Here is a 26,227-nt window from a genome sequence, read left to right as displayed (position 1 = left end):
TGTACGTTCATCTGTTTTATTTAGGACTAAATATATCTATGGTATTAAATATTCCGAAATGAAAATTAAGGAAATTATCATGAATAATTTTAAAGAACTAAGACAGCAAATGATAAATGACCAACTTGTGGCTCGCGGCATTCGTGATCAAACTGTGCTCAATGCGCTGAATGCGGTACCACGTGAAGCTTTCATACCTGCCGATCTCGTCGAATTTGCTTATAAAGATGCACCCTTATCTATTGAGGAAAATCAGACCATTTCACAGCCTTATATTGTTGCATTGATGACGGCCGCACTTGAGTTGCAATCAGATGACCGAGTACTTGAAGTTGGGACAGGATCTGGATATGCCGCCGCCGTGCTCGGGGAGATCTGTGAGCAGGTCTATACGATTGAGCGCCACAAAGTTTTAGCCGATACCGCCCAAGCCAAACTTAAAGATCTGGGATATACCGATGTTCAGGTCAGGCATGGCGATGGCACGCTTGGATGGCCTGAAAATGCGCCTTTTAATGCCATTATCGTTGCCGCAGGAGGACCAGAAGTACCTCAAACGCTCAAAGAGCAGTTAGCCATTGGCGGGCGTATGGTCATTCCCGTTGGCACCTCCTTAAAGTCACAAAAACTGGTTCGTATTCAGCGCATCAGTAACAACGAATATAAAACAGAAGAATTGGAAGACGTTCGTTTTGTGCCGCTGATTGGCGCTGCAGGTTGGAAAGAGAAAAGTGATGACACATCAAGGGCTAGGACTTTGCCTGAATTGATCGGTCAGTCAAGTGAGTCTTTTACCAGTATTGACAACGTTAATCTGGATAATCTCTTAGAGCGTATCGGTGACAGCCGTGTTGTATTGCTTGGGGAGGCGTCACATGGTACTGCTGAATTTTATGACATGCGTGCCCGTATAACCAAGGAGCTCATAGAAAAGAAAGGCTTTACTATCGTCACCGCTGAAGCTGACTGGCCAGATGCCGCACATATCAATCGTTATATTCAAGGACAACAACAGGAAGCATCGCTTCAAAATAAACCTTTTTCTAGATTTCCTACTTGGATGTGGGCCAATCAATCTATGCTCGAATTTACCCATTGGCTTCATGACTATAACAATAAAACCAAATCTTCAGAACAAAAAGTAGGGTTCTATGGTCTGGATTTATACAGCTTATATGGCTCTATTGACAGTGTGTTGGACTATTTACAAAAAGTCGATCCTAAGATGGCAAAGACTGCTCGCGACCGTTATGGTTGTCTGATGCCTTGGTCAGATGAGCCTTCTTTGTACGGTCGTGCTGTGATCACCCAGCAACACAAGGACTGTGAAATAGAAGTGCTTAGAAATTTACAGGATTTACTCAAAAAGCGTTTAGAGTATTCTGTGGCCAATGAAGAACAATTTTTTGACGCCGAACAAAATGCTAAGCTGATAGTCGATGCCGAACATTATTACCGAACCATGTATTATGCTGAAGAGAACTCATGGAATCAGCGCGATCAGCATATGATTAAAGTCTTACAGGCGGTGCTTGATTTTAAAGACCCCAAATCAAAGGCTGTTGTTTGGGCACATAACTCTCATATTGGTGATGCGCGCGCCACCCAAATGAGCGCCCGTGGTGAACTCAACATCGGCCAATTGGCACGGCAAAAATATGGTGAAAAAGTCTATAATATAGGTTTTGGCACCGATCATGGTACGGTTGCCGCGGCTTCTGACTGGGGAGGGCCGATGGAGATAAAACAAGTCCAGCCATCACATATTGACAGTTATGAACGTATTTTTCATGATGTTCCTATGGATAATTTTCTTTTACCCTTACGTTACCCACTAAATGAACACATCCGTAAAAAATTACTCCCAGAGCGACTAGAGCGAGCGATCGGTGTCATTTATAGACCTGAAACTGAGCGGCAAAGTCATTATTTTTACGCCTCTTTGCCAGCTCAGTTTGATGAATATATCTGGTTTGATAAAACCCGTGCAGTTGAAGCGTTGACAAAAGAGAGGGAAGAAGGAGCATTCGATACGTTCCCGTTTGGTGTATAAAAAACGTTACGGCAAATCGTTTGAGAACCAAAAACCATCGTGTTGGTTGCGCTACATTGCGGATGGTTTATAGATAAAGTGTCTCGAAAAAACCTCCTAATTATGAGCTGTGTTATAATTCGTTATTATAGAAAAAGTACGTTGTTGCCACAGCGCTTAGCCCATTTATCATTTATACATGAAGACTCTTTTATGTCCAAAACTACGTTTGATGCTCAAACCATCTCCAACAGCTTAAAAGCTGCCAAACACCAACCGCGTAAACGCTTTGGTCAAAACTTTTTGCACGACACCAGTGTCATTCGCCAAATCGTTGACAGTATACGCCTAGAACGTGATGATAATTTAATCGAGATTGGGCCAGGTATGGGCGCGCTGACTGAGCCATTATTGGCAGAAGTGGAGGCGATGACGGTGGTCGAGCTGGATCGCGATTTGGCAGACAGCTTGCGTATTCGCATTGGTGCCAACAGTCATCCAAATTTCACGATTATCAAAGACAATGCCATGCATGTTGATTATCGTGAGCTGTATAGTGAGGAGCGCGGTAAGCTGCGCGTGGTGGGTAACCTCCCTTACAATATTTCTACGCCGATACTGTTTCATTTGCTCAGCTATGCCGATGTGATTCAAGACATGCATTTTATGTTGCAAAAAGAGGTGGTTGAGCGTATCACCGCTGACGTCGGTAGCAAAACCTATGGCCGTTTATCGGTCATCATGCAGTATCACTGTGATACTGACTATCTGCTAACGGTGCCACGTGGTGCATTTAATCCGCCGCCAAAAGTGACCAGTGCTGTTTTTCGATTGACACCGCACGTTGATAAGCCTGTCGTTGCAGAAGATGAAGAACATTTTGCTATCGTTGTACGCGAAACCTTTAATCATCGTCGCAAGACGCTACGTGCTATTTTTAAGAAGTCAACTTTGTTACCGACGCTTAGCGAGGAGGACTTCTCTACTTGCGGTATCGATCCACAAGCGCGCCCTGAGACGTTAAGCGTTACAGACTTTGTGAATTTAAGCAATCGTGCGCGGCATCTAGAAGTGTAGTGAGTATTAGCTTTTTGATGTTGGTTTTCTTGTCATTTTTACATCTAAACCATTGAGGTATTATGTGTTTTCGCCATCAGTATGTCATCGGTGACCTGCAAGGCTGCTATGCGGCCTATCTTCAGTTGCTTGAAACCTTGAGTTTTGATCCAAGCCAAGACAAACTGTGGTTTGCCGGTGACTTGGTAGCCCGCGGTGAGGACTCATTGAGTACGTTGCGTGATATCAAAGCGTTATGTGAACAAGGAGCAGCAGCGACGGTACTTGGCAACCATGACCTCAATTTGCTTGCTGTCTGGCGCGGTGCGACCAAAATCAAGAAAAAAGATAAAACGGCACCGATTTTTGCTGCTGAGGATTGCGATGAGTTGCTTGAATGGTTGCGCCAGCAGCCGTTACTGGCTTATCCTGACGAGGATACGGTGTTGGTGCATGCTGGTATCCCGCCGCACTGGAGCATTAAGGCCGCAGAGAGCTACGCGCAGGAGTTGGAGGCACAGCTACAAAGCAGCTTAACACAGCTCGATCGGTTATTGCCGAACCTATACAGCAAACAAGCTGATGACTGGCACCCAGATATTAACGGCTTTACCAAAATGCGCGCAATTGCCAATTACTTTACCCGTATGCGCTTATGTAAGCAGGATGGGACTCTGGAATTTAGCTTTAATGCCAGCTTAACTGAACCGATGCCAAAGGACTTTTTACCTTGGTTTGAGTGGCAAGTACCTCGCACGCGTAAGATATTATTTGGTCACTGGGCCGCGTTGCAAGGTGAGGTCGACCTGCCCCATGCTCGCGCGCTTGATGGTGGCTGTGTTTGGGGCAACTATCTATTAGCTTATAGATTGAGTGACGGAAAAGTCATTAAGTCAAGTGCGCACTGTCCGAGCCCATCATCAGAGACGAACGACGACTGACTTGTTGTTATTTTAGCGGTCATACAAGTTGTCAGGCCGTAGAAACCGCCTAAGCTGTCCGTTTAACTGGGCAGCTTAGGCGGTTTTTTAGGTTTTGGCAGTGGGGTTTTGGCATCGCCCGTGGTTTTGTTGTCGTGCTCAGCACCACCTTGCTTATCACTAGTGTCGTTACTATTGTCGCTGTCAAAGGTATTTAGCGTTTTGGTTGCCTTGTCATACTGTATGTCATCGGTATAAGGCACGCTGTTTAGTTCTTCATCTACCAGACCATCATCAAGATCCACGACCTTTTCCGGCGAGACATGAGGCTGTGTATGATTACCTTTGGGTTGATTGTCATAGTATATGTCTGTGTTTGTTTGTGCACTTTGCGTACTGGTTTGCCGAGATTCAGGCAGGACTCTGACATCAGACAAGCGCCGCACTACATAATTACTGGGCAATGCTTTTCCATCTTTTTGCATTGAAGTATCGTCAAATATCATGTGTCCTTGACTATCGATACGTGCGTACTTCATGGGTTTGTCACGGGGCCAGAAAAAATCAGAAGGATGGCTAATAATATGACCAAAAATCAACTTTGTGAGGCGTCCCCACTCGAAGAAACGTACTTCTTTAGAACGCAGTGCCACAAATAATGCCAGTGAAAAACTGACTATTAGGTTGACGATACCAATAAGCGCCACACCCAGTATGGACACTAAAATAATATTCCAGCTTATTTGATCAGCCGATAAATTGAATAAGCCATGGGCTAAGTTCGCAGAGGCAAAAGCAATATGGCGAATATCAATTGGCAAGCCAAATATGTAGCCAAGGGTCGCCGTACTGCCAAGAAAGACCCCGAATAGAAAGTTACCCATAATCGCGCCTAAGTTGGCCTCTACAAACCCCCCTAAACGCTGAAGCCATGACTTGGGCAGTATCGCCTTTAGTAGTCTATGGCGTTGGATACGTGCGCCCACATGGTTATAAACCGCGAGATTGTCATAGTAGCCTGCAATCAGACCGGATAGAAACAAATAAACACCAGCAATCGCAGCATGAGGGAGGGCTAGGGAGTGAAACGGATCAAGGTCATGGAGCAGATGCCCTGCTTTTTCTGAGTCAATCATCGGCGTGCCCGTATACTGTAGCCATGCAAAAGAAATCATAAGAGCAACGGGTATGGCGAGCATGACGTTACCCATGATCGCAATGAACTGAGTACGTAAAATATCAACGACCAACTCTGATAGTTTGGTCAATTGATGGGATTTTTTACCAGAGCCGTCAGAGATAGTGGAGGCGATCGCCGCCGCCGTCATGGCTGGCTGTTTGGTTGCCACTGTGCCACGAATGACATGAATAAATACGAAACCCAAACCATAAATCATACTGTTAATAAACGCGCGGCCCATCGGTGCGAGTGCCAACTGATATGCCAATATTTTGATGGTAGCCATAAAAGCGATAACAAAGCCACCAATAGATGCTTTTTTAAACATCTGTTTGTAGCCGGCTCTATCGGTACTGATATAATGCTCACCAACGCGGCTGGCGTTTTCAGTCACTTTACGCGAGAGCAATTTGGTATTGTTATCGATCAGATAACCAATACTATAGCGGCGATTAGAAGTGGTGATTAGCGTTTGTATCAGTTCAATCACTGCACGATCACGCTTTTGATAGTCGTCTGTCACCAGTTGAGTTAAGATGCGTATGCGTTGTAAGCTTTGATCTAAACGCAGCATCATATTGGTCAAACGAATAGAGATACCCGTTTTATAGATGCGTTTGCGGACCGTGGCCACGATGTCTTCGCACTGCTCAATCATAACCAGTAATGGCGCTGGATCAACTGCATCTTCAGGCGTAATATCTGTTAAAGTATCGAGCTCATGCGCTTGCCTGTACTGGTTGACGAATAGCACGGCTTCTTGATTTTGAGCCACAAAAGACGCTGAGTAATTTAGAATTTGTGGATAAGACTCCATCAAGTCAGGATGCAAACCGATACCACTGACACGATAAGATAAAATGATAATAGCGTTTAAAATACTGTTTTTTGCCGTGGCAACTAAGTCTAAATGCTTTGCTTCTACTTTAATTAATGCAACCAGCTCATCCCATTTCTCTTTTTCGATATTGGCGAGCCAGCGCTCATCAGAACGCTTGCTAAATAAATATCCGACCAGCTCAACGACTGAGTCTTCTTGGGGGAGTAGTGGTAAAAATCGATGACCAACCAAACGGCGTAAACTGTTAAAAAACCCCTGATCTGACATGATGCCAGTATCGGTATATAGGGCGATCTGACGATACTGGATAATAAGTCTTAAAACAAAGCTAGAAAGTCCATCTCCATACTCTGGATGCTGATACAGGATATCAATAAGCGACTGAATCTTTTCATTCGCTAACGCAGGCTCCTTGTCGCTTACTCGCAGCTCATCTATCAAGCGTTTCAGTACCGCAGCGTCGGGCACATCGCTTAGCGCTGTAATCTGTTGTAAAATGAGTTTTAATTCTGACACGTCGCACCTTTTATTATCGTTGTTTCAATCGCTTTTATTATTTAATACTGTGCATCGTATAAGTGATAATAATAATGGCATTTGCTAAAAATTTGGTCACACCTGAGTTTAATTTGAGCGACACTTTATCTTGCGTTATTTTAATCATAACTGTGCATGGATAGTGAATTATTTTGTTAGCAGTTATTTTGACAAAAAAAAGGACAGTGATATTACTGTCCTTTTTATGAGAGATTTATCGGGCAATCACAATGACTACCTAGCTAGCAGGTACATCAAAGTAATCTAAATCAAAGTTCATCATTGGATCACTACCCGCTTTGACCATTTGTGCGTGAGCATCAATACGTGGCAAGATGCGGCCGACAAAATAATCCGCAAGCTTGGCTTTGTTGGTATAAAAGTCACCTTCTTTACCATTTGCCGCTTCCACCATCAATGCAAACATGTATGAATAGGCGAGGTAGCCAAAGGCATGCATATAATCAACTGCACAGCCGTTCACTTCATTCTTACGTTCACCAATATTGCTAAGAACCGTTGTGGTGAGCGCTTCAATAGTGTCTGCTGCATCTAGCGTGGCTTGTTTGATACCATGGTCTGCTTGCATGTTATTGACAAAATCACGAATCTCACCTAAGAAATGCGTGACATATTTACCATTGTTACGAGCCACTTTACGACCTAGTAGGTCAAGTGCCTGAATACCGTTGGTACCTTCATAAATCTGAGCGATACGGGTGTCACGGACGATTTGTTCCATACCCCATTCGCGTATATAACCGTGACCCCCAAAGACCTGCTGGCAATCAACGGTTGCTTCTAGCGCTTTATCAGTCAAGAACGCTTTAGCAACTGGCGTTAGTAGCGCCACACGAGCAGCTGCTGCTTTGGCTGACTCAGGATCGGTACTAAACTTTTCTTCATCAAGATTTTTGGCAACGTACATCGCAAAGCAACGTGACGCTTCAGTATTGGCTTTGGCGTTTAATAGCATACGGCGCACATCAGCATGATGAATAATGGCATCAGCCGGCTTTTCTGGGCTTTGTAGCTGCGTGTCGCTACGGCCTTGACCACGGTCATTGGCATATAAAGCAGCGTTTTGATAAGCAAGCTCAGAACCACCAAGGCCTTGTAGACCCATGGTAACACGCTCATAGTTCATCATAATAAACATTGAAGACAGACCGGTGTTTTCTGCACCGACCATCCAGCCTTTGGCATCATCAAAGTTCATGACGCAAGTAGCAGAGGCTTTGATGCCCATTTTGTGCTCAATAGAACCTACAGCCAATGTATTGCGCTCGCCTAAGCTGCCATCTTCATTGACCAAGAATTTTGGTACCACAAACAGTGAGATACCTTTTGAGCCTTCTGGGGCATTTGGCGTTTTTGCCAATACTAAGTGAATGATGTTCTCAGTGAGGTCGTGCTCACCGCCAGTGATAAAGATTTTGGTGCCAGAAACATTGTAGCTGCCATCATCGTTAGGCACGGCTTTGGTCTTGATGATACCTAAATCAGTACCAGCATGTGGCTCTGTCAAACACATGGTACCAGACCATTCACCGTTATACATTTTTTCTAGGTAAGTCTGCTTTTGCTCTTCAGAGGCCGCTGCATTTAGGCAAAGCGTTGCACCCACTGTCAGGTTCGGATAAAGGGCAAAAGATTGGTTGGCCGTAAACACCATCTCTTCAGTGAGCATCGTGACCATCTTGGGGAAGCCTTGACCACCGTACTCAGCGTTACCACTCAAACCTACCCAGCCTGACTCCGCATACTGCTTATAAGCCTCTTTAAAGCCAGTAGGGGTCGTGACGACACCATCACCCTCAAAGGTTGCGCCTTCTTCATCACCGCTGCGATTGATAGGTAGTAGAATGTTTTTTGACAGTTTTGCCATTTCTTCTAAAATCATATCGACTGTTTCCATGTCGACATGCGCTAAGTTTTCGTTATTTTGCCAAAATTGTGGCGCTTTAAACACATCATTTAAGATAAAGCGCATGTCATTTAGAGGGGCATTATAAACAGCCATAAACATTCCTTTGGTTCAAATAAATAAAATTGTAGTTGTTAAGAGTGTTAACGGTTCTTCAGGGATAACATTAGCGGTTCATAGTCAAAGTTTAACAAATAAGCTTGCGCGCAGGGATAATTCTTCGTGAATTGTGCGTGCACCAAAAGTTAGCAGCGACTATTGCAGTGCTTAAGCACAATGTAAACCACCGCCACGCACAAAGAGAGCCCATCAACGTCTAAACGTCTATAAGCGTTTATAAACAATGCGACACACCTATGTACATAAAAAAATCGGCAACACACTGAAGTATGTTGCCGATAGCGAATAAAGTATTTAATATTTTAGCCTGTTAATTAGAAGGCAAACTGATCAACGTCCATACTCATGTACGGCTCAACACCTGTGCTGATGCGCTGGACATGTGTGGTCGTGCGCGGTAACAACTTCGCAAAGTAGAATTGAGCGGTTTTAATCTTGGCATCATAAAACGCTTTTTCACCACTGCCGTCTTTAATAGCTGTTTGAGCAACCAGCGCCATACGAGCCCATAAGTAAGCAAGGGTCACATAACCACTGAAGTACATGTAATCAACAGCAGCACCGCCGACAGCGTCTGGGTTTTCAGTGGCTTGCATGCCAATGCGAGCCGTTAGGTCACCCCATTCTTTAAGATGCTTGGCAAGTGGGCGAATGAATTGGCCCATCTCGTCATTTTCTTTGTGCTCGTTGCAGAATTTTTGGATGATTTTGACAAAATTTGCAAGCAGCTTACCTTGTGAGCCCAACACTTTACGACCTAGCAGATCAAGTGCTTGGATTTCAGTGGTGCCTTCATATAAGCAAGCAATACGTGTATCACGCACGTTTTGCTCCATACCCCATTCACTGATAAAGCCATGACCACCATAGACCTGTACGCCATGATTGGCAGCTTCAAGGCCCGTTTCAGTTAGGAAGGCTTTAGCAATTGGTGTCAATAGTGACAGCATTTGGTCAGCAAATTTCAGATCATCGCCTTCGCCTTTTGCCACTGTATCGGCAAAATGTGCGAGGTAATAAACCAATGCGCGTCCGCCTTCAGCAAAGGCTTTTTCGGTCAATAGCATGTTACGAACGGCTGGATGCACGATAATAGGGTCAGCAACTTTATCAGGCGCTTTAGCACCGGATAGTGAACGCATGGCTAAGCGGTCTTTGGCATAAGTTAATGAACCTTGGAACGCATACTCTGCAGCGGTTAGACCTTGAACAGCGGTACCGATACGGGCAACATTCATAAAGGTAAACATGCACTGTAGGCCACGGTTTTCAGGTCCGATTAAGTAACCCGTTGCGCCATCAAAGTTCATCACACAAGTCGCAGAAGCTTTGATACCCATTTTGTGTTCGATAGAACCACAAACGACGTTATTGTTTTCGCCTAAGCTGTTGTCTGCATTGACCATCACTTTAGGTACGATAAATAGTGAGATGCCTTTTGTGCCAGCAGGTGCGCCTGGTAGGCGAGCCAACACAATGTGAATGATATTGTCTGTTAAATCGTGCTCACCGGCAGAGATAAAGATTTTTTGCCCCGTGATGCTATAGCTACCATCTTCTTTAGGTTCAGCTTTGGTACGGATAATACCCAAGTCAGAGCCAGCATGTGCTTCAGTAAGACACATGGTGCCTGACCATTCGCCAGTCACCATTTTTTCTAGATACGTTTGTTTTTGCTCGTCAGTACCGTGATGTTCGATGGTTTGAATGGCGCCATGTGATAGGCCAGGGTACATAGAGAATGACCAGTTGGCAGTACCAACCATTTCATTGATAACAGTAGACAATGAAAATGGCATGTTTTGACCGCCAAACTCTTCTTCAGCCGACAGAGCAGGGAAACCAAGTTCGCAATATGCGTCATAAGCTTCCTTAAAGCCTTTTGGCGTAGTCACTTTGCCATTGTCAAACTGGCAGCCTTCGGCATCACCGCTTTGGTTCAATGGTGATAGCTCGTTTTCCGCAAAGCTGGCAGCCATCTCAAACAGACTGTCCATCAGCTCGCGATCCGCTTCTTGAAAGGCCGGCAAAGTTTTATAGTGGCTTTCGCTGTCAAGTAGCTCATGCATCACGAATTGAATGTCACGTAAGGGTGCTTTGTATTGCATAACTTCCTGTCCTTTTTAGTATGTAACCGATGATAGTTCACAATAGGCACACGTCTGCACTATCACTTAGCGCATAGTCCTGCTCACACTGAACCAATGTATTTACATAAATACTAGGCAGTAACGCAGATTGGTGACGTTATCGATTACACAAAATATGTATTGAAAAGAATGGTGATTGTCAGAGTCGGCTTGAGACTTAACAAGATCTAACAAATTCACTGTAAAAGATAGGCTTTCGTAGGCGATTATACAAGTTTGGTGACAGCACTGATAAGTCATGAACCTATGTTGCATCCGTTATACGATCAACGTTAGACGCTAAAGCTTATGACAAATAACCGTATGAAAACACTCGTGATACTGAGAAAATAAACGTCAACGAACTTGGGGTCATTTAGTAGCGTCCTGCTGAATCAACATCTTGGTGGCAACGTCAGCGGTTACTGGTTTGCCAAACCAATACCCTTGACCATACTGACAATCCATTGCCAATAGCACGTCACGCTGCTCCTCAGTCTCGATGCCTTCAGCGATCACTTGCATGTCGAGCGCAACGGCTAGGTCTAAAATGGCTTTTACAATGGCATGCTGGGTACGATCGGTTTCAATATTCGTGATAAAGCTTTTGTCGATTTTAATAAAATCAAACGGATATTCTTGCAGATAACTTAAGGAGGCATAGCCAGTACCAAAGTCATCCAACGCAAGAAAGACCCCTAGCTCTTTGAGCAAATCAAGCTGTTTTTTGACATTGGCATGGCGCTGAATTAAGGAGGATTCAGTCACCTCAATATGCAATTGATGCGCAGAAATATTATGCTGTATAAATAGCTTGCTCACCATCTCAAAAAAATCAGGGTGGCTAAACTCAGCGGCGTCAGCATTGATACAGATGTGCTGACAAAAGCCTTGCTGTTGCCAAGCAGACAGCTGTTTGGCAATTTGAATGGCCATTTGTGAGAAAAGCTCAAACGACAGCTTATGTGTGAGAATCGCATTGATAAAATGTACTGGTTTTAGGAGTCCTCGCGTTGGATGTTGCCAGCGCACTAGAGCCTCAAAGCCCGTAATAATCCCGGTCGCTAATTCAAATTTTGGTTGATAATAAGGAACAAATTGTCCTTCCGTTGTGGCAGCTCGAAGCTCAGATTCTAACTGTAAGCTGCCATCAGTGGCTTCATCAATAGCGGTATCATACCAGCAGATATCATCTCCACCTTGCTGTTTGACATAGTGTAGCGCCTTTTCGGCTTTGGTTAACAATCCTATTAACGTATCATCATTTTCAGGAAAATAACTGACACCCACGGAGATACGACAATAGATATTAGCTTCTGTTGCCGCATTTTCCCCTAAGGTGAAAGGGCGTTCACACATTTGCATTAAACTGTCTAGCTGATGACGTGTCATGTTGGCGTCATGGCACTCGAACAAGAAGGCAAAATCATCGCCACCAAAGTGAGAAAAACAGTGCAAATTATCCAGTTTGAGTGCTTTGACGCGTGTGACAAAGTCTTGTATTAAGAGGTTGATGCCATCAGGCCCTAGTAAGCTTGCAAGACTACGATAACGGTCAATATTGAAACGCACGATGACGACTTCTTGGTAGCTGTCCAATAGCAAGTCGCTGGTTTGACTCAAAAACACTTTACGATTGGGTAATCCAGTCAATTGGTCATAGTTGAGCAAATGCGCTACCTGCCTTTGGTCTTTGATGGCTGATGACACATCACGCACCATACCGACGTAATAAACAGTCTGTGCGATACAAATCTTGCGATACGTCATATGGCATTCTAGTATCTGTCCATAGCGATTTGGCATCGAAAAATGGTTTTCATAAAAGCCACTACTGTCTAAGTGGCTAATAATATCTGCTAAAATCGCTTTTTCTTCCTCAGATAAAAATTCTGCTGCATATATACCAAGGGGCCGCCCAAGCATAAACGCCTCACGGTAGCCAATCATGATCTCGTAACTGGCATTGACCCATAAATAGCGTAAGTTAGCATCTAAAATAAATATGGCGTCATCAAGTTGCTCGCATAATTTGGCCAGCAACTGCTGTTTGTCTGCGACTGGAATAGGAGCAAAAGTAGTCATAATTGGGCTCATAACGTCAACATTAAATAATAAATAGGGTTACGCACATAGGGTCAGAATTATTAGTGGCTCAAAGCGTGCATCGTCGCCAGTGCCACCACCGGTGCAGTCTCGGTACGTAAGATCCTCGTGCCAATTTGCCATGGCTCAAAATTAACCCTTGCTGCTTGCTTGCATTCGTCTTGACTAAGTCCGCCCTCAGGGCCAATTAACAGCTCGATATAAGGTGTTTTTTGCTTTAGGACGGCGGGTAGCGAGGCTGGCATGGCAGATTGTCCCACTGCTGGCACGCTTAGCTGCATACGCAAGTCAGATGATTGCTGCAATATTTGATAATAAGGGTCTTGGCTCAGTGTAGAGACAATAGAGCTGACATCAAGAGGCTTCGCAGTCATTTGCGCCTCTACAGTACTTGTATTTAGGCGTTGTAGCCACTCATGAATAGAGACAGGGGCAATAATAAGCGGCGGCCGATTGAGGCCGCATTGTTCACACGCCGCAATAGCGACTTGTTGCCAGTGAGCCAGCTTTTTTTCTACTTGTGCTGGCTTTAGATTGACCTCGCCATGATGACTGCTGAGTAGTTGAATGGCTGTGACACCAAGCTCAGTCGATTTTTGAATCGCATAGTCCATTCGTTCACCGCGACTCATCACTAGGCCAATTTTAGTGCGCACAGAGGCGCTACGGTCATCCTCCAAATGAGCCAGTAAGCTCACAGAGGCATGTTTTTTACTGATGGTTTGTAGCTGTACCTGATACTCCCCGCCAAAGCCATCAAATAAAACACCTTGGTCACCCGTGTTTGCCCGTAAGACGCGGCACCAATGATGGACAATGCTCTCTGTCAGCTCGATGCTAGCACCAATCGGTAAAGTGTTCAGCTGAGGATAGCTGGGTTCTTTTTCATCATTGATGTCATTACTGGTGGCATAAAAAAAACGTCGCACAGTCGCTTAGTCCTATATTTTGAATAGTGTGTGTAAATATCTTAGCAGAATATCATTTACGTGGGTAAAGGGATTGTTGCTAGTAGAGGTTGCCGAATATTTTTTATCAACAGTTTTGTCCAAGCAATAAATAGTGGCAGCAATAAAAAAACTGGCGCTCCTAAGAACGCCAGTTATTCACTCTATGATTGAATCGTCGTTTACGCAGTCAGTCCCAGCGCTTCCACTAAGCGCTTATTGGGCTCAACTTTATTCATGCTGTAAAAATGCATGGCTGGTACACCCTCGGCGATTAAACGCTCACACAAGCGGTAAACCACGTCAAAACCAAACTCACGAATGGCTTTACTGTCATCACCAAAGTCAGCCAGCCGTTTACGTACATAGCGAGGAATATCAGCGCCACAGCTATCAGCAAAACGCACTAGGTTGCTAGAATTGGTGATTGGCATAATACCAGCGACCAAAGGCTGGGCTGTGGTATCGATACCACGCTTCTCTAGCGTGTCACGCAAGTACAGATAGCTGTCGGCGTTATAGAAAAACTGCGTAATAGAAGCATTCGCACCCGCCTGATATTTATTGACTAAATTGTCTACATCAAACTCAAAACTACGCGCTTGTGGATGCATCTCAGGATAAGCGGCAACTTCGATATGAAAATGATCGCCTGAGTGTTCGCGAATAAACTTAACTAAGTCTAAAGCAAATGGCAGCTCACCCATACCAACTTGACCGGATGGCAAGTCACCACGCAGGGCTACCAAACGCTTAATGCCCAAACCTTTGTAAAGCTCCAGTAGCTCAGCGACTTCACTTTTGTCATCACCGATGCAAGACATATGCGGCGCAATGTCAGTGTCACCGCGCGCGCATAAGGCTTGAACAATATTTAATGTGCGGCTACGGGTAGAGCCGCCCGCACCATAGGTGACGGAAAAGTAGGTCGGTGACAGCTTATTTAGCTCATCAAAAGTACTCAGTAGCTTTTCGTGGCCTTGCTCTGTTTTTGCAGGGAAAAACTCAAACGAGAAAGCAGGCTTACTCATAGTCGTGCTCCTCAGTACGTTGACTAGTATTTATAAGCATCAGGTTTGAATGGACCCTCGACAGGCACACCTAAGTACTCAGCTTGTTTTTGGGTCAGCTTAGTCAGCGTACCATTAAAGCCTGCCACCATAGCGGCAGCCACTTCTTCGTCAAGCTTCTTCGGCAATACTTTGACGTATAAGTTATCAAAGCGCTCATCAACTGGCAGGTCAGCGAATTTTTCTTCGAACAAGTACATTTGTGCCAATACTTGGTTGGCAAATGAGCCGTCCATCACGCGTGATGGGTGACCAGTCGCATTACCGAGATTCACCAAACGACCTTCAGCAAGCAAGATCAAATAGTCATTTTCATCATCTGAGCGGAAGATTTGATGAACTTGTGGCTTGATCTCAACCCAGCGCCAGTTGTCACGCATAAATTGGGTATCGATTTCGGTATCAAAGTGACCGATGTTACAAACCACTGCGCCAGGCTTCAACGCCGCTAGCATATGTCTGTCGCAAACATGATAGTTACCCGTCGTGGTGACGATCATGTCAGTGTTTTCGAGCAGCTGGGTATTGATATTGTCTGCGCCGCCCGTATTGTCGCCATTGAGGTAAGGAGACACGACTTCAAAACCATCCATACAAGCCTGCATCGCACAGATAGGATCGACTTCTGAAACCCGTACAATCATGCCTTCTTGACGTAAGCTTTGCGTAGAGCCTTTGCCCACATCCCCATAACCGATAACCAAAGCACGGCGACCACCAAGGAACATATCAGTCGCACGTTTGATGGCGTCATTTAAGCTGTGACGGCAGCCATATTTATTGTCATTTTTAGATTTGGTAACGGCATCATTGACGTTGATGGCTGGTACTTTTAGCGTCCCTTTGTTCAACATCTCAACCAGACGGTGGACACCAGTGGTGGTCTCTTCTGAAATACCATGGATGTTGTCAAGAAGCTCAGCATACTCATCATGAATCAGCGCGGTCAAATCACCACCGTCATCCAAAATTAAGTTGGCATCCCAAAGCTGACCTGATGCTTCGCCGCCAACGTGTACTTGCTGGCGTAGGCACCATTCATACTCTTCTTCCGTTTCGCCTTTCCACGCGTAAACAGAGATACCAGCAGCAGCAATGGCCGCCGCAGCATGATCTTGGGTTGAGAAAATGTTACATGAGGTCCAGCGTACTTCTGCACCTAGCGCGACCAATGTCTCGATAAGTACGGCAGTCTGAATCGTCATATGAATACAGCCAGCGATTTTAGCGCCTTTAAGCGGTTGCTCGGCTTCATAGCGACGGCGCAAGCCCATCAGGGCAGGCATTTCAGCTTCGGCAAGGGTGATTTCACGGCGGCCGTAATCAGCGAGGCTGATGTCAGCGACTTTATAGTCAGTGAAAGAGGGGTCGATCGTATGGGCAGATGGGGTGTTAGACACTGCGTCCATAATATGCTCCTATCAGTGGTTGAGTTATGATAAAAAGAATAAAAACGCAGGTGCCGTTATTTGCGCTGTGAATGACCAAAGAAGGGCCACTAACAGTTAACCGAGCCTAACATAAGGAAAAAATAGTGGGTCTTCGAACATGAATACCGCTATTCATACTTATGGCGCAACACCTCTCGGAGGTCGTTATTGTAATAGATGAGGCCGAGCTTGTCACCTATTGGATAGTGTAAATGATAGGCCATGCTCGGATAGGCAGTTGCGATTTTGATAACCATAATAAAGGCCATCGATTGATGACCTTGATTCTTCTTCACTGTTATTGGCTTTTATGAATTCAAAGATTAAAACCAATTATAAGTGAGTGAGGTGAAGAAATTAGTGCCGTCTTGATTATAACGCGAAGCATATTGTCCAAAACTCTCATTAGTTGAATAGTCTACGTTGGTTAAGTTATTAATACGACTTGTCCATGTCAGGTTTGGGCTCAGATAATAATTACCGCTAATGTTGAACAACGTATAGTCATCTATAAAAGTGCTATTGTCTGCAACGTTATAGGTTTTACCCACATACTCTGCTTCAGTACGAATGTCAAAGTTTGCAGCTCGGTAACCTACATATACTAAGCCCGTATTTTCAGGACGATATACTAATTGTTTACCTTTATTAGTTCCTGACTTCTCTTCGGCATTAGTGCGAGTATATTGACCGCCAAATAAAATATTACTTAGCTGCCAGTCTGAAGTAAAGCTATAACCTGATAATCTTGCTTCATCAATGTTAAGTGCTTGATATTTTTTAATATTGTTATCGTATCTGTTATCAATAAGATTGTCGACATCACTATTAAATGCAGTCAGACGTGTGTTCTGTATGGCTGTGTTAGTCTCAATAAACGCTTCTACATTTTTACTCTTTTCAACTTTTAAATCTGCATTTGGAACATAGTAAAAGCTTTCAATATATAAGTCATTCAGAGTAGGGGCTCTATAACCAGTAGCGAAGCTAGTACCTAGACGTAAACCGGGTGCTAGCTTTACAGCGTAGCCAAGACCAAATGTAGTTTCGTTACCAAATTGTGAGTTATCATCAAAGCGGACATTGGCTTGGAAATCGTAAGTATCCTCATTCAATTGATAACCAGCAAAAGCACCCTTAATATCACGGTCATTTATTTGATACTTATCTTTACCGCTGGCACTAGGAGTGTTATCTGTCAGGTCGACTTCCTGCTGTAACCATTCTGCACCAGCTTGTACTTTTCCTAGAGGTAATTTATAAGTGCTTATTAGATTCGCTTGTTTCTGTTTGGTATCAAACGCATCACCAACTTTATTATCAAGCTTGTCTAAGCTTTGACCTGCTGATAAACGTACTGTTAACTTATCATTTTCGTATTGTGAAAATGCTGATACTACACCATTTTCATGATCAATCTCCGCGTTTGGTCCTGGTCCAAAACTAAAATTATCAAACTCAGTAGTCGACTTAGCGAACAGCCCAGTTGCGCCAACGCTGATATTTTGAGTTAAAGGTATGCTTACATTTAGTGCAAAGTTATCACTTTTAAAGCCATCGTCATCTTTATCATTGCCTGATCGGTTTTCAAGAGCGCTAATACCTTTGGTTTGATTGCGACTAGCAGAAAGACTAAGTTTTGCGCCTTCTTCATTTGCAAACTGTGCTGAGGCACCATATACATAGTGGTCATGCGATCCAACACCTGCAGTAATTGAGAAGTTGGTTTGTTCAACATTATTACCTTTAGTGAAGATTTGAATAACGCCGCCCATAGCGTCAGAACCGTAAATACTAGAGCCTGAAGCACCGTATAATATTTCGATACGATCGATTTGGTCAGCAGGCAATAAGCCTAAAGCGGGTTGTCCAGTTGACATTGAGCCATAACGAATACCGTCTATTAGCACCAATACGCGTTTGCTATCATAGCCACGAAGATAAAAGTTACTGCTTTGACCCATACCACCATCTTGTTTAATACTAAAACCTGGCTGACGCCTCAGAACTTCCATTACGGTTTGGCCTTGGAAATGCTTTAAGTCTTCACTATCAATCACTCGCGTTTGCGCAATGACATTACTGGTTTTGGTAGGCGTACGCGTGGCCGTTACGACGATTTCATCAAGCTCAACCTGTGGTAACTCCTTAGCGTTGACAACCTCTATATCAGTAGTGGCAGCTGTAGCACTAACGGCACAGACCCCAAGCGCGCTTAGAATACACAATCGAAGATAAGTGGCCGAAGACGAACGTGATAAAACCATGTTTAATTCCAAATTAATCAAATAAAGACATTACAGAAGCGAGAGTTGAGCAGCTAAAAATTACAAAATGTAATAAGCAAATTATACGTCGCCATTATCTATAAAAGTGCTTCATTTATAAACCACTTTAACCTAATGTTTCTTCACGCTAAGCTGAGGGGTCTTCATGATGCATGGCTTTTGAGTATTTGAAGGCAAGTATTATCCAGTATAAGCGTTGTATATTGGCAATAGGGTGAGGTGGCCATGACAAATGAGGACATAAAGTAGCCCACACATGACTATGTGGACGATGATATAAACGGTTATAAAAACCCATAATCAAAAGTACTGCTGTTAGAAATAATTGCTATTATAGTCACAGTTTTTATCTATTTGGGTTGTAGTACTTATCAAATTAAGAGGTTTGTTTTGTCTATTGAGCGTAATCTGATTCTGAACACTGAGTTGTCTCCTCCATATCCAAGCATCAAAACGCCCTTAATGGTAATGGTGTTTTTGCTCGCGATGTTAGCAAGTCTGCTATTACCTAATCCGGCCTTTGCTGCTGAACCTGGAGCGCTTGGGATCGGGGGTAGCAGCAGTGAAGAGTCGGTAAGTACCCCGTTACCAGATTCGTTTGGGCGAGACACACCGCGGCACACGGTACAGGGGTTTATCAGTGCACTGGGCGAAAATGACTATTTGTTGGCGAGTAATTATCTAAACTTATCAAAGTCTGATAATCCGACCACCATTGTAAGGCAGTTTAAGCAAGCACTGGATGCTGGCGGCCGCTTTCAGCAGGATTTGCAGATTAACAATACGCCTGACGGTAATCTAACCGACCAATTACCACCTAGCCAAGAGAATGTTGGGGTCATTAATGTCGGGGAGAAAAGCGTGCCACTGCTACTTGAAAGAGTGGTGTCTGACCAAGGTGAGCAGTACTGGCAGTTTTCGACTGATACGCTCAGCTCAATACCAGAAGTAATAGAAAATACGGAACCAACCTTGGTGTCTCGTTACACCTTTGAGTCACTAGAAGGGAAAAAGCTCTTTGGCTATCAAATGGCTGACTTAGTGGCGGCACTAACCATGATCGTCAGTAGCTTTGTGTTCACGTATATTATGGTGTGGCTACTGTACCATCTATTGCGAATTGCCTATCCACGCGTACGCGGTGTGCCCTTACCATTACCAGACAAGGTCATACTGCCATTGGCTGTGGTTATTATGGCCCTGATATTGTCTGAGGTGATGGTTTATGCTGGCGTGTCAGTGACGCTGCGTGAGCCCATCAACCGCTTTACTGAGATTGCGTCTTGGCTTGCCTTAACTTGGCTGCTTCTTCGGGTCATCGACGCCATATTTACGCGAGCGGTCAATTTAAGCTACAAGAAAAACTATACAGAGCGAGTCTCAATTTTGGGACTGCTACGCAAGGTCGTCAAAGCCTTACTGTTAATATTTGCTGTCATTGTGATCTTTGGTAATTTAGGTTTTGACTTGACGACGGGTATTGCAGCCTTGGGTGTGGGTGGTTTGGCGTTAGCACTTGGTGCACAAAAGACCATTGAAAACCTTGTTGGTAGTGTCGTTGTAGTGGCAGACTCACCAGTACGGATAGGGGACTATTGTAAGTTTGGTACTTATGAAGGGACTGTCATTGATATTGGTATTCGCTCATCGCGTGTGCGCACATTGACACGTACTATTGTCACTGTACCAAATGGTGATTTTTCATCGATGCAGATTGAGAATTTTACTTCTCGTGATATGTTCCGCTTTTTTCATCAGTTATATCTTAAGCGTACCGCGGATATTGACGTGGTCTTCAAGATGGTAAAAGACTTAGATGAATTTATCAATGAGCACTATTTAACCAACCAAGAATGGAATCAAGTCAATATCTTAGAGCTGCGACAAGACTGCTATGTCATTCAATTGCAGGCTTACATTAATGCTAATGGTATTACTGAGTTTTATGACAAACAAAACGTTTTATTTGTCGATATATTGAACCAAGTGGCTAAATATAAGGTCGAGCACGCGCTACCAACGCAGCAGCTTATTGTTAATCAAGCGGAGCTTGAGCATCATAGGGAAAGTGGCGTTGAAGATGACGTTGCTGAATCAATAGAAGAGACGACAGACGGGCAGCCGTCTGATGACACGGATGCCTTTGCCAGCAATAACAGTGATGACCATAATGGTAATGACCATGGTGCGGTCGATTTAAATAAAGATCACGACGGCACTAAAGACGATGAAAAATCTAATCGGAAAGGGACTGGGTCAGCCAAAAGTAAAAAAAGCAGCTCATTCAGAGCGTTCAGAAATAGACACCGCCTGTTACAGAAAAGCAAATTTAAGCACGTAAGAGAAAAGTTTGGTTTCTCTATCAAAACCGCGAAAGAGGACGCCACCCGACATTAGGGTGGCGGTGAATTTTGCCTAGCGCTTATTATATATTCATACAAATTATGTACTGAAATAAACTATACTAAATTTTAGAAATTATTTTAAAAAACACAGTGAATCGGCACTATGAAAATCAACAAAGCGTACAAATTTAGGCTTGAGCCTAATGCAGAGCAGGAGATTATCTTAAATAATCTTGTCGGCTCAGCGCGTTTTGTTTGGAATCACATGCTGGCAATATCGTTTGAGATGTTTGCTAAAAATGAGTTTATCAATGCCACCAATTTGGTTAATAAAATTGTTGGCTTAAAGAACAATCCTGAATTTTCTTTCTTAAAAACAAGCTCTAATGCCGTCACCTTACAACAAAAGGTACGCGATCTTGCCTCAGCATGGTCACGATTCTTTGACCCAAAAGTACACGCCAGACTCAAAGAAAATAAAAAGAAACCCAAAAAGCCCAAGTTCTTTAAACTGGCTGATGGCACAGAGATTCAACTTCGCCCATTGATGCCACAATTTAAGCGCAAAGCAGATGGCTGTGACTCCATTCGCTTGGTTCAGTTTGATAAATACTGCCGTGTTGAGGGCAATCGCATCAAACTCCCGAATGGCATTGGTCTAGTGAAATTTAGAAAGTCTCAAGACATCATCGGTGTCATCAAGAATGTCACCATTAGCAAGAAGTCAGGTCACTGGTACGTATCGTTTGGCACTGAGCGCGAACTGGGCGAAAAGCCGGTTCACCCTGCCACAAGCGCCATTGGCTTGGACATGGGTATCACAAAACTACTCACCACCTCAAACGGTACATACATCAAACCCAAGAACAGCTTTAAAGCCAACCAACTCAAACTTGCCAAATTACAGCGTTAATTAAGCAGAAAGGTTCTGTTTAGCCAAAACTGGAAAAAGCAAAACTGCAAGATTCAAAAGCTCTACAGCCACATTGCCAATATTCGTCATGACTACCTGCACAAAATCACCACCAGCATCAGCAAAAACCACGCCATGATTGCTTGTGAGGATTTGAAGGTCGCTAATATGTCGAGATCTGCCAGCGGTACGGTGGAGAATAAAGGTCGTCATGTCAAAGCCAAGTCAGGATTAAACAAATCCATTTTAGATCAAGGCTGGGGTATGATGATTGATATGCTTGAATACAAGCAGCAGTGGCGCGGCGGCTTACTTATCAAAGTAAACCCACGCTACACCAGCCAAACCTGCTATCAATGCAAGCATATCGCTAAAGATAACAGACAAACTCAGTCCAAATTCGAGTGCGTCAAATGCGGGTATAAAGCCAACGCTGATATTAATGCAGCTAAAAATATTTTATCGGCAGGACATGCCGTTTTGTCTGCGGAGGGAGGATGCAGTAAAGGTCGCCCGATGAAACAGAAAACTTGCGACGGTCGTGAGAATGTCGCCTAAAGGCTAATGCTTTTAGAATCCCCCACTTGAGCGCGGCGAAAGTGGTGGGAGTGTGTCAAATGGAATCAGCCTTAAAAGTATCAACTAAACAAATGTCTTAGATAAGGATGATTGTGAATTGTTTGCCTTACAAGGGAATGGCCGTTTTATTGCGTAACGAACCGTAGTAGGACCATAACAACAGACTGGCAGCGCTACGATGTGGTGACCAGTCTTGGGTTAGCCGCTTTAGGTGTTTGGGTGTGGGGCGCTCAGCCAAATCTAGTAAATGCATCGCTGCGACTTTAATGGCTAAGTCATCGACAGCCAGTACATCTGCTCGTTTTAATGAGAACAACAGGTACATCTCAGCCGTCCAGCGGCCAATACCAGTAACAGCGGTCAGTGTTTTTATGACGTCTTCATCGGGCATGGCAACCAATGCGCCAAAGTCTATATCATGCTCTACCAGTGAGCGGATATAACGCGTCTTTTGCTTAGAGAGCCCTTGTGCCCGTAAAGCTTCATCACTCGCTTTATTAATAGCCTGCGGAGCTGTCATATCTGCATCAATCAAACGTTGCCAAATGCTGGCTGCCGCTGCGACAGAGAGCTGTTGACCGACCATTGCTCTCATCAATTGCTCAAATCCGCCGGTATTGTGTCTCAGGCTTGGCATCCCAACTTGGTTATAGACAGCAGCAAATTTTGGCTCGATAGCAACCAATGCAGTGATGTGCTCCTCTAACTCGTGAGGGTTTTCAATGATGTGTGGGCGCATAATGGACTTGCCTTAACCGTTAAAACAGTGGGTACAAAGAGAGTAGGAAGATGCACTTTAGGGTAGTGATGGCACCAATGTACCATTCAATGATACAAAAAAGGACTGCTGATGGGCAGTCCTTTTTGTATTAGAACAGGAGTACTTACTCACCATCCACTTTTGGCTTTTTGAGCAATACCAGTACAGCACCGTTGCCACCGTCTTTTGGTGGGGCAGAACAAAACGCTAATACTTCTGGCAACTGACGTAGCCAACCATTGACGCAAGTTTTTAGAATGGCTTCACTACCTTTACCATGAACGATTTTTACCATGGTCTCGTTTTTTTGCTTTGCTTGACTCAGTAATTGCGTCATGGCCTCGCGAGCTTCTTCAATCGTACAGCCATGAATATCGACAGCATCATACCAACGCAGCTTGCCTTTTTTGAGTTGATCAAAAATTTTGTTTTGCAAAGTTGGCTGTTTGTAAGACAAGTATGCTTCACTAGCGACAGGGTTCAGTAGGGCTTGCATATCTGATAGGCCTGCCCCCAAATCGCTTGCCTCACTACCTTGAGCCGCAGCACGTTTGGACAGGGTGGCAGCATCAGGTTTGCGCGCTTTTTCTGCGTTTGAAGGGGGGCGAACGTTTTTGTCTTCAAGCTGGTTCACACCGTGCATCGCTTGCATAAACAGCACTTTATCATCATCGATATGTTCACTGTCTAACTGTTTTACCGTTTTTTTGACTTGCTTTTGGGTTGGTAGGGCAACAGGTTCTGTTGGCTTTTGATTCTCACCTTCAGGCGAGTTGGTATCACGGCCTTTGCTCAGTTGGCCTTTTAGCTCTTTGAGTTGGTCTTGCATTTCTTTTGAAAATAGAGAGTTTGACATAAAAGTTAACGTATCGTTGGTTAATGAATGAATGATTTCATAGTTAAGGTCTAGACTGTCTAGCTACTTTACCCGTCTGCTGCAACGCCCGCAAGTAAGGATTGTAACGCTTGTCCAGGGTGATCGGTTTTCATAAACTGCTCACCGATTAAAAAGTGTTGGATATTGTGATCTAACATCAAACGAATGTCGTCGCTGCTATGGATACCGCTCTCGGTGACAATCAGCGGTTTAGGTGTGGTGCTATCAGCGTCAACCGCTAGAGCGTCTGTTAAGATGTTTTTTAAATCCAGTGTGGTTTGTAGGCTAACATCAAAGGTATTTAAATCACGATTATTGATGCCGTAAATGTTGTGTTTAGAACGAGGTAATTGGAGCGCTCGCTCAAGCTCAGCCTTGGTATGTACTTCGATCAATACATCCATACCCAAATGGATACTGAGCGCATGTAGTTCTTTTACTTGCGCGTCATCTAGGCAGGCCATGATTAATAATACACAGTCTGCGCCCATGAGATAGGATTGATAAATTTGGTAGGTATCAATCATAAAATCTTTACGCAGTATCGGCAGGCTTGTGGCATTAGATGCTTGAAGCAGATAGCGATCATCGCCTTGGAAATAATCACGGTCAGTCAATACTGACAAACAGCAGGCCCCAGCTTGTTCGTACTGCTGTGCGAATAAGGCAGGTGCAAAATTGTGATTAATAACACCCTTAGAAGGTGACGCTTTTTTGATCTCGGCAATGATACCGATACCGTCTTTGTAAGAACTGGCAGCACGTAGGGCAGCAGCAAAGCCTCGACGTGGCTTGTTATCAGCATCGACTTGCGCTTGCAAGTCTTCAAGTGGTAGTGCTTCACGAGCCGCTTTCACTTCTTCTATTTTGGTGGTGACAATGCGCTGTAATACTGAGGGGATGTCTGTATTGGTTGTGGTCATACTGGTATCCAAATATCGTTAAATGTAAACAAACCGTGATGGCTAGGGCTGTGTACTAATGGTGTTTATTCCTTAATCTTTAGATGCCAGCTGCTGCGTGTAGGTGGCTAAAGTCTCAAGCTTCATTAAAGCATCCCCATTTTGGATGATTTTTTGTGCTCGGCTCACGCCATTAGGATAATTGCTGGCAAGCCCTGCGGTATATATAGCCGCGCCTGCATTTAACGCAATCATGTCACGGGCTTTTAGGACGGAGCGGTCGTTAGTTTCTAAACCCGATAGCGCCGCACGAATCAGCTCAAGACTTTGCGTCGAAGAGTCCACATCCAGACCAATAAGTGTCTGTGATTCTATACCCGCATCTTCTGGCATCATCTCATAAACGGATACTTCGCCGTCTTTTAACTCAGCGACGGTAGTAGAGGTCGCAAGACTGATTTCATCTAGGCCATCTTTTGCGCCGACGACCATGACATGACGCGCGCCTAAATTCTTCATTACTTTGGCGATGGGTTCACAAAGCTGGGCAGTAAAGACACCAATGACTAAATTAGGGGTGCCAGCAGGGTTGGTTAGTGGGCCTAAAATGTTAAAAATAGTACGTGCCTTTAATTCACGGCGCACTGGGTTGGCATAACGCATCGCACTGTGATGATTTGGCGCAAACAAAAAGCCAACCCCTTGATTTTCTATACAATCTTGCGCTTGTGCAGGCGTGAGCGCAAGACTAATACCTGCTTCTTCGAGTAAATCTGAGCTACCAGACTTAGTCGATACACCGCGGTTACCATGCTTAGCAACTTGTGCTCCTGCGGCTGCGGCGACAAAAGCGGATGCCGTCGAGACGTTAAATAAATTAGCGCCATCGCCTCCTGTTCCAACAATATCGACCAGATTATCGCAATTGTTTGGCGTGATGTTGGCTGCCAAGGCGCGCATGGCACTGGCAGATGCCGTGATTTCATCGATTGATTCACCTTTCATCCGCAAACCCGTCAAAATCGCTCCCATCATGGCGTCACTACATCTTCCTTGCATAATGATAAGCATCACTTGATACATCTCATCAAAGGTTAAATCAATATGCTGAAAGATTCTACCTAAGGCTGTCGTCAGTAATTTATGCGTGTCCTCGTCAGACAGTTGAGCAATATTATCTGGGGTATGAGTATCCTTTACGCTGGCGGTATTCATTATTGTCTCGCTTAATATTTTTATGTATTGGTTTTAAATAAATGAGGGGTTAC

Annotated in this window: 16 protein-coding genes and 1 pseudogene; 5 read left to right on the top strand and 12 right to left on the bottom strand. The window is 44.3% G+C overall.

Going from position 1 to position 26,227, the window contains the following annotated elements; genetic code table 11:
* Positions 1–79: 79 nt before the first annotated feature.
* The 3 genes from JFC06_RS01450 to JFC06_RS01440 all read left to right on the top strand — a co-directional run bounded on the left by JFC06_RS01450 (position 80) and on the right by JFC06_RS01440 (position 4,029).
* Complete coding sequence (locus JFC06_RS01450; RefSeq protein WP_198333701.1) at positions 80–2,053, top strand: protein-L-isoaspartate(D-aspartate) O-methyltransferase; 1,974 nt, start codon at positions 80–82, stop codon at positions 2,051–2,053.
* Between the two features lie 192 nt (positions 2,054–2,245).
* Positions 2,246–3,109, top strand: coding sequence for a 16S rRNA (adenine(1518)-N(6)/adenine(1519)-N(6))-dimethyltransferase RsmA (gene rsmA / locus JFC06_RS01445; RefSeq protein ID WP_193006897.1), 864 nt, complete (start codon positions 2,246–2,248; stop codon positions 3,107–3,109).
* Between the two features lie 62 nt (positions 3,110–3,171).
* Positions 3,172–4,029: a symmetrical bis(5'-nucleosyl)-tetraphosphatase gene (locus JFC06_RS01440; RefSeq protein ID WP_193006896.1), complete on the top strand. Its 858-nt coding sequence runs from the start codon at positions 3,172–3,174 to the stop codon at positions 4,027–4,029.
* 62 nt (positions 4,030–4,091) lie between these two features.
* Here JFC06_RS01440 and JFC06_RS01435 read toward each other — a convergent pair whose 3' ends face one another.
* The 8 genes from JFC06_RS01435 to JFC06_RS01400 form a co-directional block, all read right to left on the bottom strand.
* Positions 4,092–6,545, bottom strand: coding sequence for a site-specific recombinase (locus tag JFC06_RS01435; RefSeq protein ID WP_198333700.1), 2,454 nt, complete (start codon positions 6,543–6,545; stop codon positions 4,092–4,094).
* A 259-nt stretch (positions 6,546–6,804) separates the two neighbouring features.
* Entirely contained in the window at positions 6,805–8,589 is a 1,785-nt protein-coding gene (locus JFC06_RS01430) for an acyl-CoA dehydrogenase C-terminal domain-containing protein (RefSeq protein ID WP_193006894.1), read from the bottom strand.
* Positions 8,590–8,927: 338 nt separating this feature from the next.
* Positions 8,928–10,721, bottom strand: a complete 1,794-nt coding sequence (locus JFC06_RS01425) for an acyl-CoA dehydrogenase C-terminal domain-containing protein (protein WP_198333699.1) — start codon at positions 10,719–10,721, stop codon at positions 8,928–8,930.
* Between the two features lie 393 nt (positions 10,722–11,114).
* Entirely contained in the window at positions 11,115–12,827 is a 1,713-nt protein-coding gene (locus tag JFC06_RS01420) for a putative bifunctional diguanylate cyclase/phosphodiesterase (protein ID WP_198333698.1), read from the bottom strand.
* Between the two features lie 62 nt (positions 12,828–12,889).
* Positions 12,890–13,777: a 16S rRNA (uracil(1498)-N(3))-methyltransferase gene (locus JFC06_RS01415; RefSeq protein WP_198333697.1), complete on the bottom strand. Its 888-nt coding sequence runs from the start codon at positions 13,775–13,777 to the stop codon at positions 12,890–12,892.
* Between the two features lie 200 nt (positions 13,778–13,977).
* Complete coding sequence (locus JFC06_RS01410) at positions 13,978–14,826, bottom strand: methylenetetrahydrofolate reductase (protein ID WP_198333696.1); 849 nt, start codon at positions 14,824–14,826, stop codon at positions 13,978–13,980.
* A 23-nt stretch (positions 14,827–14,849) separates the two neighbouring features.
* On the bottom strand, positions 14,850–16,274 hold the full coding sequence (gene ahcY / locus JFC06_RS01405) for an adenosylhomocysteinase (protein ID WP_198333695.1): 1,425 nt from the start codon (positions 16,272–16,274) through the stop codon (positions 14,850–14,852).
* Positions 16,275–16,618: 344 nt separating this feature from the next.
* A complete protein-coding gene (locus tag JFC06_RS01400; RefSeq protein ID WP_227670229.1) occupies positions 16,619–18,583 on the bottom strand; it encodes a TonB-dependent receptor domain-containing protein in 1,965 nt (654 codons plus the stop codon).
* Positions 18,584–18,973: 390 nt separating this feature from the next.
* On the opposite strand from JFC06_RS01400, the gene JFC06_RS01395 reads away from it, so the two are divergent.
* Positions 18,974–20,980, top strand: a complete 2,007-nt coding sequence (locus JFC06_RS01395; RefSeq protein ID WP_227670228.1) for a mechanosensitive ion channel family protein — start codon at positions 18,974–18,976, stop codon at positions 20,978–20,980.
* A 111-nt stretch (positions 20,981–21,091) separates the two neighbouring features.
* Positions 21,092–22,399 (top strand): annotated as a pseudogene (locus tag JFC06_RS01390) (RNA-guided endonuclease InsQ/TnpB family protein).
* Positions 22,400–22,526: 127 nt separating this feature from the next.
* Here JFC06_RS01390 and JFC06_RS01385 read toward each other — a convergent pair.
* The 4 genes from JFC06_RS01385 to trpD all read right to left on the bottom strand — a co-directional run bounded on the left by JFC06_RS01385 (position 22,527) and on the right by trpD (position 26,174).
* Positions 22,527–23,159 (bottom strand): DNA-3-methyladenine glycosylase family protein, encoded by a 633-nt coding sequence (locus JFC06_RS01385; protein ID WP_198333694.1) that lies wholly within the window; start codon positions 23,157–23,159, stop codon positions 22,527–22,529.
* Positions 23,160–23,304: 145 nt separating this feature from the next.
* On the bottom strand, positions 23,305–24,036 hold the full coding sequence (locus JFC06_RS01380) for a Smr/MutS family protein (protein ID WP_198333693.1): 732 nt from the start codon (positions 24,034–24,036) through the stop codon (positions 23,305–23,307).
* A 68-nt stretch (positions 24,037–24,104) separates the two neighbouring features.
* Positions 24,105–24,980: an indole-3-glycerol phosphate synthase TrpC gene (trpC, locus tag JFC06_RS01375; RefSeq protein ID WP_198333692.1), complete on the bottom strand. Its 876-nt coding sequence runs from the start codon at positions 24,978–24,980 to the stop codon at positions 24,105–24,107.
* A 72-nt stretch (positions 24,981–25,052) separates the two neighbouring features.
* Positions 25,053–26,174 (bottom strand): anthranilate phosphoribosyltransferase, encoded by a 1,122-nt coding sequence (trpD, locus tag JFC06_RS01370; protein ID WP_198333691.1) that lies wholly within the window; start codon positions 26,172–26,174, stop codon positions 25,053–25,055.
* Positions 26,175–26,227 lie beyond the last annotated feature (53 nt).

Origin of the sequence: Psychrobacter namhaensis (assembly GCF_016107545.1) — a bacterium.
Taxonomy (GTDB): Bacteria; Pseudomonadota; Gammaproteobacteria; order Pseudomonadales; family Moraxellaceae; genus Psychrobacter; species Psychrobacter namhaensis.
The sequence above is the reverse complement of the archived record's forward strand: the minus strand, read 5'-3'. Positions and strand labels throughout refer to the sequence as shown.